Genomic DNA, 9,986 nt, shown 5'->3' with positions numbered 1-9,986 from the left:
CCGTCGCCTGTTGTTGCTGTGCAACATGTTATTGGAACACCTAAAACTTCCGTCAATTTTTTTATATTTATTCTGATACCTGCCTGCAGTGCTTCATCCCGCATATTTAAAACCAATATCATTGGAATTTTAAACAATGCAAGTTCACAAAATAAATGCAAAGATCTTTCAATATTTTTCATATCGCAAACTTGCACAATAATGTTAGGTTTTTCTTTTATTATTAAATCTCTTGTAACCTGCTCATCTTCGGATAACGGCATTAAAGAATATGTGCCTGGGGTATCTACAACCTGATATTGTTCATTATCAATAGTAATGTTTCCTCTTGTTACATCAACCGTAGTGCCTGCATAGTTTGAAACAACGGCATATTGCCCGGTAAGTTTATTGAATATTACCGATTTGCCGACATTCGGATTGCCCACAAATGCTATAAGTTTTGACATTTATTTTTTACCTTCTTTTATACTTCCAGCAGAAACCGTTGTTGTAATTCCGCCTCTGATTTTAAACACTAATTCAACATATATTTGTTTCGGTTTCAATAATTCTTTAATATCTTTAATAATACTGTTTACGACAGATTCGTGAACCATTCCCACCATTCTGTAAGACTGCAAATACATTTTTAACGATTTCAGTTCAACAACAACTTTGTTCGGAATATACTGAATTTTTAAATGTGCAAAATCCGGCAAGCCCGTCCACGGGCAAAGGCATGTAAATTCGTCTGTTTCTATACAAACATTTATATTGTTTCCTACATATTGGTACGGCATGGCTTGTAACAATTTTTTTGATACTTTTGTAAATTCCGGCATATTTTTCATAAATTTTTCTCCTTTAAAACTTTTGTTAATTTTATCAAATTTTTTATTTTTAAGTCACATACACATTTTTATTACGACAAACTTGTCTTTACAAATTAGTTTAAAGTATAATATACAAAAAAATGGAAATTAAACTATGGAATTACATAATCAACAAAAAATTTATGAAGAATTAAAAACGTTAGTATTGGCAGAATATCCTATTATCTATGTTGTTTCACATGAGGAAGACAGAGTTATAGAAACAATAAATGAAATAGCAACAAATTTATCTAAAAAAGTTTATTTTTGGGATTGTATCAACGGTTTTTTAGACAGTGACGAAAAATTTTTTGAAGGTTCTTCAAACCCTACAAATGCAATATCCGTTGCTAAACAAATGAAAAGTGATGAAGAAATTATTTTTGTATTTAAAAATTTACATTTTTTTATGGACGATAAACAAGTTATACAGGCATTAAAAGATTTAGGGAAAAATATAACCGTAACACGGAAAACTTGTTTTATAATTTCTCCTGTTTTAAAAATTCCGATAGAACTTGAAAAAGATATAACCGTAGTTGATTATCCGTTACCGGATACAAACTATATTAAAAATATTTTTGACGGTCTTTGTAAATCCGTATCCGAAAATCCGGATATCATTATTGATTTCAAAAAAGATGAAGAAGAAAAATTATTAAAATCAGCATGCGGACTTACAAAAATTGAAATAGAAAATGTCTTTTCAAAAGCAATAATGAAAAGCAGAAAATTTGATGTAAAAGATATAGATTTAATCCTTTCCGAGAAAAAACAAATAATAAAAAAATCGTCAATTCTTGAATACTACGATTCTTGTGAAAATATGGCAAATATAGGCGGACTTGAAAATTTAAAAACCTGGATATCAAAAAGAACACGAGCTTTTACCGACGAAGCAAGAAAATTCGGACTTCCGGAACCTAAGGGAATTTTATTACTCGGTGTTCAGGGTTGCGGTAAAAGTTTATCAGCCAAAGCAATATCTTCTATATGGAAAACTCCTTTATTAAGACTTGATATGGGTGCAATATTCGGTAAATATGTAGGAGATTCGGAAAACAATATAAGGAAAACAATAAAAATTGCGGAATCGGTTGCTCCTTGTATATTATGGATTGATGAATTGGAAAAAGGTTTTTCGGGAGTGGGTTCTAACGGAGATTCTTCAGGAACATCTTCAAGAGTGTTCGGCTCTTTGCTTACTTGGATGCAGGAAAAAACAAAACCTGTTTTTATAATTGCGACTTCAAATGATGTTTCGGCTTTACCGCCGGAATTACTAAGGAAAGGCAGGTTTGATGAGATATTTTTTGTAGATTTACCTACAAAAAAGGAAAGAAAAGATATTTTTAAAATTCATTTATTAAAAAGAAATAAAGATATAACGAATTTTGATTTTAATTTACTTGCAGAAAAATCAAACGGATACAGCGGAACCGAAATCGAACAAGCCGTAATTGCCGCTTTATATGATGCCTTTGATGAAAACAGAGAAATTGAACTTAATGACATAATAATTAATATAGAAAAAAGTGTTCCTATGTCCATAACAATGAAAGAAAAAATAGATTGGTTAAGAAATTGGGCAAAAAACAGAGCCGTTCCGGCTTCCAAACCGGAAAATATTTAGGAATTTAAAAATTAAGATAACATGAGTATTTTATATGAATGAAGAAACTGAAGAGTTATTAATAAAAGCGGAAGGGAAAAATAAAGAAAAAGCATTAGATGCAATGATAATGTTATCTAAAGTTTATACTTATGGTTTATACGGAGAAAAGAAAGATTTAGAAAAAGCTGAATTTTGGTCAAAAAAAGCAAATAACTTAAAACAGACATTACCGAAAAAAGATTCCGTTCCTGATGATATTTTCAAAAGAGCAAGAGAGTTCAAACGAAATTTATTGCGAAGGCAAAACCTTGAAGCTAATAAAACTTTTGCTACAAGATTTAATAATATCGGGCAAAACATTAAATTTGTTAATCCAAACAACAAACAATTATCAAATAAACACATAAAATATGATATGGCTTTCAGTTACAGATTTGATAATATTCAAAATAATCTTAAAATTGTTAACGCAAAAAATACAACATATCCCAAACAAAATATAAAAAAGTTTACCAACAGGTTTGATAACATTCAAAAAAACCTTAAGTTTGTTATAAAAGATACCTTTGCTGATAAAAAATGTCAAAATAAATAAAATTTTCTTGCCTTACAGCAACTCTAATGTTGTATAATAACACAACAATTAAAAACTAAAGGAGCTTTTATGAAAAAATTTTCCGTTTTATTAAGCTTATTGCTTCTTTCTACAACGATTTTTGCGGATGAAATTAAATTAAGTTTGGAAGATTTTTCAAAACAACAGGATACAATAACAACAACACAGGAAATAACACAGGAAGAAATTGAAAGCAAACATTCAAATCAGGCCATGGATGTTTTACAAAATACTACAGGTGTTTTCGTTCAAAAAACAGCCGATATGGGAAGGTCTGACCCTGTTATAAGAGGTTTCGGCGACAGTTGCAGAAAAATATTTGTTGCAATTGACGGAAAACCGGAATATATGTCATTATTCGGTTGCGGAGTATCTCATTCCATACTGTCAGGTAACATAGACAGAATAGAAATTACGAAAGGTCCCGACAGTGTTTTATACGGTTCGGGAGCTCTCGGCGGTGCCATAAATATTATTACAAAAATGCCGACAAAACCTTTTGAAGGAAACATTAATGTTTCGATAGGTTCTTTTAATACTCAAAATTCAAAAATATGGTTGGGCGGAATACAGGACAATATCTTTTACGAATTTTCCGCAAACAAAGCGGCAAGCGACGGGCATTTGGAAAATTCTCAATATAATGCAACCGATTTATATGAAAAATTAGGTTATATTTTTAAAGACGGCGGTGTTGTAAAAATACAAGCAAAACAATATTCCGGTTTAACACATTATCCGAAACCTGCTTCAGGCGGTAATTGGCCTGCAAATTATTGGGAAGATTATCACAGATATTCGCTTCAGGCAGATTACAACAAATTATTTTCAAGGTCGGAACTTTCTTTAAAAATTTATGAAAATTGGGGAGAACATAAATTTTCAACCAATTTTCATTCAAAGGATTCTTTAATAGGTGCACTTGCAAATTATGATATTGAAATAGGTGAAAAAGACATATTAAAAACAGGTGCGGAATTCAGACAGCAGGAAGGGAAACTTGTCGATAAACCGGTGCCGTCACCTATGAAATTAGGCAGTTGGAAAACTTCAAGCTGGGCAATATTTGCTTTGGACAAACATAACTTTACAGATAATTTTTCCGCAGTTGCAGGGGCAAGATATAACAACGACGAAATATCTGGTGATTTTGTTGCTGCAAGGGCAGGGTTGGAATATGAATTTATAAAAGATATGTTTTTAAAGGGCTTATACAGCAGAGCATTCAGAAGCCCGTATTTGAATGAATTGTATCTGCTACCTACAAGTAATGAAAATTTAAAACCTGAAGTAATCAATAATTATGAAGTAGGTTTTGACATAAAAAAAGAAGATTTTACTTTTAATATTACCGGGTTTGTAATGAAAGGTGATAATTTAATTCAGGTTGAAAAAGGAAAATTCAGAAATGCAGGAGATTACGAATTTAAAGGTTCGGAAATTGTTGCGGGTTATGTTTTTAATAAATATGTAAATGCAAAAGCCGGATATACTTATTTTAATGCTGGCAAACATACACAAGGCAGGCCCGAACAAAAAATAGATACCGAAGTTAATTTTAAAGTAAATAAATGGAGCTTAACATTAAACGGCATGTATGTAGGTGAATATTATGCCGCAGATAATAAACAAAACAGATTGAATGATTTTACCGTAGTAAATGCAAAACTTGCTTACGAAGTAAATACGAATATAAAATTATTTGTTAACGGGCAGAACTTAACAAACCAAGATTACGAAATATTTATCGACAGGCAAACCGATGCTTTTCCTGTTATGCAAATGCCCGGTGCTGCCGTATATTTCGGCACGGAAATTAAATTTTAATACAAATTAACTTATACAACATATTGATTAAAACACAATATAAAATACTTTATATTGTGTTTTTCTTATTGACAAATTAAAAAATAAAAAATATAATCAATTCATATTTTGAAAATTTTGTTGGTGTTTTTTTACAAACTTAATAGGAAATTCCGTTAAAATCGGAAGCACTCCCGGTGCTGTGATAGGGGACGAAAAACTTTTAATCAAAACAATCACTGCTTATTTTTAAGCGGGAAGATAAAGTTCAGTAGGTTATTACCCTTAAGCCAGAAGACCTGCCAATAAATACATATCGCTTATAAAAGTTGTCGAGGAATAACTTTTTATAATATTAATGGAAACAAGAAAATCAGGGTGCATTTCCATATTTATGTAAAAATAAAAATTTTTTGATAAATAGGAGAAATGCAAAATGGAACAAATCCTTTCGGTTTTTGATTGTATTCTAAAAAGAGACGGCAAACAGGAAAAATTCAATTCCAAAAAAATCCAACAGGCAATTTTAAAGGCAGGTCAGGCAACGGGCGAATTTGATGAGCAGACAGCTTCAAAATTAACGGTTAAAGTTTTGAGTATTGCACAGGAAACCGTCAGTAACGGGAAACCTACCGTTGAACAAATACAGGATATCGTTGAAGAAGTTTTATTAAATTCTCCTTATAAAGCATCGGCAAAAGCATACATTATATACAGAGACCAACATTCAAAAATAAGAGATGTTATTTCAAATTTCAATATTGATTTGGTTGACCAATATTTATCAAAAAAAGACTGGCAGGTAAAAGAAAACAGCAATATGTCGTATTCGTTGCAGGGATTAAACAACTATATATCTTCCGAAGTCAGCAAAGCTTATTGGTTAAATAAAATTTATCCTAATGAAATAAAACAGGCACACACCGAAGGCGATTTACACATACACGATTTGGGAATTCTCGGTGTATACTGTGTAGGTTGGGATTTATACGATTTATTGGTTACCGGATTTAAAGGTGTTGCAGGTAAAATTGAATCTTATCCGGCAAAACATTTTAAAAGTGCATTGGGGCAAATTGTAAATTTCTTTTTTACCTTACAGGGTGAAGCTGCAGGTGCACAGGCATTTTCAAGTTTTGATACATTGCTTGCACCGTTTATTGCCTATGACAATTTATCTTTTAAAGAAGTAAAGCAGGCATTACAGGAATTTTTGTTTAATTTGAATGTTCCCACAAGAGTAGGTTTTCAATCTCCTTTTACAAATTTAACTTTTGACTTAAAAGTTCCAAAACACTATAAAGACGAAGCCGTAATTATCGGCGGAAAACCGCAGGATAAAACTTACGGACAGTTCCAAAAAGAAATGGATATTTTAAACAAAGCATTTTTGGAAGTTATGCTTGAAGGCGATGCAAAAGGAAGAGTTTTCAGCTTTCCTATCCCCACATACAATATAGGAAAAGATTTTGATTGGGACAACCCCGAACTTAAATTGTTATGGGAAATAACGGCAAAATACGGTATCCCCTACTTTGCAAATTTTGTCAATTCCGATATGGACCCCGACGATGCAAGAAGTATGTGCTGCAGACTAAGAATAGATAACAGAGAACTTAGAAGAAGAGGCGGCGGGCTTTTCGGAGCATCACCTTTAACAGGTTCAATAGGTGTTGTTACTTTGAGTATGCCGAGGTTAGGATATTTGGCAAAAGATGAAAAAGATTTTTTTGAAAAACTTGAAAAATTGATGAACATTGCAAAAGACAGTTTGGAAATAAAAAGAAAAGTTTTGGAAAAGCTTACAGACCAAAACCTTTACCCGTATATGAGTTTTTATTTAAGGAACATAAAACAAAGATTCAATTGCTATTGGAAAAACCATTTTTCAACAATCGGTGTTTTAGGTATGAACGAATGTTGCTTAAACTTTTTAAAAGAAAACATTGCAAGTGATAAAGGTAAAAATTTTGCTTTAAAAGTTTTAAATTTTATGAGAGATAAAATGCAAAGCTTTCAGGAAGAAACAGGCAACATTTATAATTTGGAAGCAACACCTGCGGAAGGAACATCTTATCGGCTTGCAAAAATAGACAGACAAAAATATTCCGATATTATTTTTGCAAATATGGAAGCCGTTAAACAAAATAATCCTCCGTTTTATACAAATTCAACACAGTTACCTGTAAATTATACCGACGATTTATTTGAAATTTTACAATTACAACACGAAATACAATCTTTGTATACCGGCGGAACGGTTCAACACATGTTTATAGGAGAACAAATCACAAACACCGAAGCTATGAAAAACTTTATAAAAACAGCTTTTACAAATTATAAGTTGCCGTATATGTCCATTACACCTACATTCAGTGTATGTCCCAACGACGGGTATTTAAACGGTGAAGTAAAAGTTTGCCCTCATTGCGGAGCAGCCTGTGAAGTGTATTCGAGAGTTGTAGGATATTTAAGACCTGTTTCTCAATGGAACGACGGCAAACAGGAAGAATATAAAATAAGAAAAGTAGCAAACATGTAAAATTGCCTTCGGCAATTTTACGGATGGATAGAAGTATAGAAGAATAGAGGGATAGAAGTATAACGACAAACAACAAACAATAAGAAAAACAAAGTATATCAAAAAATGGCATTGCAGACTTGATCCGCATCTATAGATATAAAAGTTTCTCTTTGTTGTCATTGTGAGCAACCATAGGTTGTGTGGCAATCTATTTCGTGAAGTCGTTTCTATACATCCATACTTCCATACATCTATACATCAAAAAACACGGAGTGTTTTATCATGAGAATAGGCGGACTTCAAAAATTTTCATTTATAGATTATCCGGGCAAAACAGCTGCAATTATTTTTACACAAGGTTGTAATTTTAAATGCGGTTATTGTCATAACCCGCAACTTGTTTATCCTTCTTTATTTAAAGTTTCAATACAGGAAGAAGAAATTTTTGCTTTTCTTGAAAGCAGAAAAAATCAGTTGGACGGGGTTGTAATAACAGGCGGTGAACCTACATTACAACCAGATTTAATAGATTTTATAACAAAAGTAAAGGATATGGGCTTTTTGATAAAACTTGATACTAACGGGTCAAACCCTAAAGTTTTAGAACAAATAATAAAACAAAAATTAGTAAATTTTATTGCAATGGATATTAAGGCACCGTTTGACAAATATAATTCGGTTTGTTGTGTTCCGGTAAACATTGAAAATATAAAACTCAGTATAAATTTAATTAAAAAATCCGGTATAAACTTTTTGTTTAGAACAACTTACGACAAAACAAAATTGTTTGATAAAGATATTCAAACAATGACAGATTTTTTAAATGTTGCAGGTTTTTATAAAATACAAAAATGCAACCCGGTTATATACCATTCACATATAAACTAAACAATTTTTGCAAAATTTCTACTCTTTTTGTAGAATTACCTACAAACAAGGAGGTAAATTATGAACAACGAAAACAACAACAAAAAAAACGTATCTTTTATTGAAGAACCGAACAAATTATCACATATAAAAAATGTTATAGCAATTGTAAGCGGTAAAGGCGGTGTAGGTAAAAGTATTGTTACATCAATGCTTGCTTGTTCAATTTCCAAAAAAGGTTATAAAACCGCAATTATGGATGCCGATATAACAGGTCCTTCAATACCTAAGAGTTTCGGTGTGACGAATTTAAAACCTATTAACGGTGACGGCGGATTTTTCCCTGTTAAAACAAAAAACGGAACAGATATAATGTCAATAAATTTACTGCTTGAAAATGAAACCGACCCGGTTATATGGAGAGGTCCTGTAATTACGGGTGTTATAAAACAGTTTTGGAAAGATGTTATTTGGGGTGATATCGATTATATGTTTATAGATATGCCCCCGGGAACTGGAGACGTCCCGTTAACCGTTTTTCAAACAATACCGGTAACCGGTATTATTATTGTAACTTCCCCTCAGGAACTTGTTTCAATGGTTGTTGAAAAGGCCGTTAATATGGCTAAAATGATGAATATTCCTATTTTGGCTTTAGTTGAAAATATGAGCTATGTTAAATGCCCGGATTGTTCAAAAGAAATTGAATTGTTCGGTAAAAGCCATATAACCGAAACTGCAAAAAAATTCAATATTACCGTAACCGATAAAATGCCTATTGATACAAATATTGCAGCAACTTGCGATAAAGGTGAAATTGAAAATATACAAACCGGGTATTTAAAAAACACTTTAAATAAAATTGAAAGTTTATCGGCTAACTAATTGTTTAACAAAATATTTGAATACTCGTAATCAAGCATTTTTTCAATTGCTTTATAATTAGGCATTATTTTTTGTATAAAGTCATAAAATTGTTTTGAATGCCCGATAAAAAGCAAATGGGTAAGTTCGTGCAGAACCACATATTCAATACATTCGGGTCTTGTTTTATAAAGCAACAGGTTTAAAGTTATTTTTTTATCTTTGGGAACACAACTGCCCCACTTACTTTTTAAAACTTTTGCTTTTAATACAGGTTTTATAATATTGTATTTTTGAATTTCAGGATAATATTTATCAAGAATAATTTCAAAATATTTTAAAGCGGTTTCATAAAAATATTTTTCATATTGTTTCTTTATATAATCGTTATCCTGATATTTTTTAGAATAAATACAAATAGTAAAACCGTCATTTATTACTTTATCAACGTTGCTTTTATAAACAAAAACAATATATTTAGTCCCCAATATTGCGGCAACACCACCGTGACAAATATTATCTGCTATTGTGTCGTTATCTTTAAATTTAAGAATTGTTTTTTCTATCCATTTTTTATGTCCGGCAAGGAATTTTGAAATTTCATTAAAGTCGGTTCTTAAAGAAGCCGACACTTCTACGGAAGTATCGGGTAATATTTTCAAATATATATTTCTTATTTTTTTTCTTTTAACGGTAACATTAATAATTTTTCCGTTAAGTAATTGTAATTGAATAATTTCCGTCATTTATTTAAACAAATTTCTCTGTAATTGCAGTATTTACACAAATAGCTTTTCTGAGTTTTTTCAAAGCATTCTTTGTCTTTTGGAATATTTTTAT

Annotated in this window: 9 protein-coding genes and 1 riboswitch; of the genes, 6 read left to right on the top strand and 3 right to left on the bottom strand. The window is 31.4% G+C overall.

Annotation, left to right across the window (positions count from 1 at the left end; translation table 11 throughout):
- The coding region (locus ACMUOV_RS00610; RefSeq protein ID WP_413852770.1) for a FeoB small GTPase domain-containing protein at nucleotides 1-449 on the bottom strand (449 nt) is incomplete at its 3' end.
- Complete coding sequence (gene queF, locus ACMUOV_RS00605) at nucleotides 450-833, bottom strand: preQ(1) synthase (RefSeq protein WP_413852768.1); 384 nt, start codon at nucleotides 831-833, stop codon at nucleotides 450-452. It lies immediately after the preceding gene.
- A 136-nt stretch (nucleotides 834-969) separates the two neighbouring features.
- On the opposite strand from queF, the gene ACMUOV_RS00600 reads away from it, so the two are divergent.
- From ACMUOV_RS00600 to ACMUOV_RS00575, 6 genes are all read left to right on the top strand, one after another.
- Nucleotides 970-2,487, top strand: coding sequence for an AAA family ATPase (locus ACMUOV_RS00600; RefSeq protein ID WP_413852766.1), 1,518 nt, complete (start codon nucleotides 970-972; stop codon nucleotides 2,485-2,487).
- A gap of 34 nt (nucleotides 2,488-2,521) precedes the next feature.
- Nucleotides 2,522-3,064, top strand: a complete 543-nt coding sequence (locus ACMUOV_RS00595; protein WP_413852764.1) for a hypothetical protein — start codon at nucleotides 2,522-2,524, stop codon at nucleotides 3,062-3,064.
- A gap of 69 nt (nucleotides 3,065-3,133) precedes the next feature.
- Nucleotides 3,134-4,912, top strand: a complete 1,779-nt coding sequence (locus ACMUOV_RS00590) for a TonB-dependent receptor (protein WP_413852762.1) — start codon at nucleotides 3,134-3,136, stop codon at nucleotides 4,910-4,912.
- Nucleotides 4,913-5,016: 104 nt separating this feature from the next.
- Nucleotides 5,017-5,213: riboswitch (cobalamin riboswitch) on the top strand.
- A gap of 114 nt (nucleotides 5,214-5,327) precedes the next feature.
- Complete coding sequence (locus tag ACMUOV_RS00585; protein WP_413852760.1) at nucleotides 5,328-7,433, top strand: ribonucleoside triphosphate reductase; 2,106 nt, start codon at nucleotides 5,328-5,330, stop codon at nucleotides 7,431-7,433.
- A gap of 264 nt (nucleotides 7,434-7,697) precedes the next feature.
- Complete coding sequence (locus ACMUOV_RS00580) at nucleotides 7,698-8,303, top strand: anaerobic ribonucleoside-triphosphate reductase activating protein (RefSeq protein WP_413852758.1); 606 nt, start codon at nucleotides 7,698-7,700, stop codon at nucleotides 8,301-8,303.
- A 60-nt stretch (nucleotides 8,304-8,363) separates the two neighbouring features.
- On the top strand, nucleotides 8,364-9,167 hold the full coding sequence (locus tag ACMUOV_RS00575) for a P-loop NTPase (RefSeq protein WP_413852756.1): 804 nt from the start codon (nucleotides 8,364-8,366) through the stop codon (nucleotides 9,165-9,167).
- Here the strand turns inward: ACMUOV_RS00575 and ACMUOV_RS00570 are convergent.
- On the bottom strand, nucleotides 9,164-9,892 hold the full coding sequence (locus ACMUOV_RS00570; protein ID WP_413852754.1) for a M48 family metallopeptidase: 729 nt from the start codon (nucleotides 9,890-9,892) through the stop codon (nucleotides 9,164-9,166). The genes ACMUOV_RS00575 and ACMUOV_RS00570 overlap by 4 nt on opposite strands.
- Nucleotides 9,893-9,986 lie beyond the last annotated feature (94 nt).

It is taken from the genome of Candidatus Ruminimicrobium bovinum (assembly GCF_902760015.1).
In the GTDB taxonomy this organism is placed as follows: Bacteria; Elusimicrobiota; Endomicrobiia; order Endomicrobiales; family Endomicrobiaceae; genus Ruminimicrobium; species Ruminimicrobium bovinum.
This window is presented reverse-complemented; position numbering and strand designations above follow the sequence as displayed.

What these genes read in the sequence shown, in the direction of transcription:
- ACMUOV_RS00585 (WP_413852760.1), top strand. Translation starts at nt 5,328, where the DNA reads ATGGAACAAATCCTTTCGGTTTTTGATTGTATTCTAAAAAGAGACGGC.
- ACMUOV_RS00570 (WP_413852754.1), bottom strand. Translation starts at nt 9,892, where the DNA reads ATGACGGAAATTATTCAATTACAATTACTTAACGGAAAAATTATTAAT.
- ACMUOV_RS00595 (WP_413852764.1), top strand. Translation starts at nt 2,522, where the DNA reads ATGAATGAAGAAACTGAAGAGTTATTAATAAAAGCGGAAGGGAAAAAT.
- ACMUOV_RS00590 (WP_413852762.1), top strand. Translation starts at nt 3,134, where the DNA reads ATGAAAAAATTTTCCGTTTTATTAAGCTTATTGCTTCTTTCTACAACG.
- ACMUOV_RS00575 (WP_413852756.1), top strand. Translation starts at nt 8,364, where the DNA reads ATGAACAACGAAAACAACAACAAAAAAAACGTATCTTTTATTGAAGAA.
- ACMUOV_RS00600 (WP_413852766.1), top strand. Translation starts at nt 970, where the DNA reads ATGGAATTACATAATCAACAAAAAATTTATGAAGAATTAAAAACGTTA.
- ACMUOV_RS00580 (WP_413852758.1), top strand. Translation starts at nt 7,698, where the DNA reads ATGAGAATAGGCGGACTTCAAAAATTTTCATTTATAGATTATCCGGGC.
- queF (WP_413852768.1), bottom strand. Translation starts at nt 833, where the DNA reads ATGAAAAATATGCCGGAATTTACAAAAGTATCAAAAAAATTGTTACAA.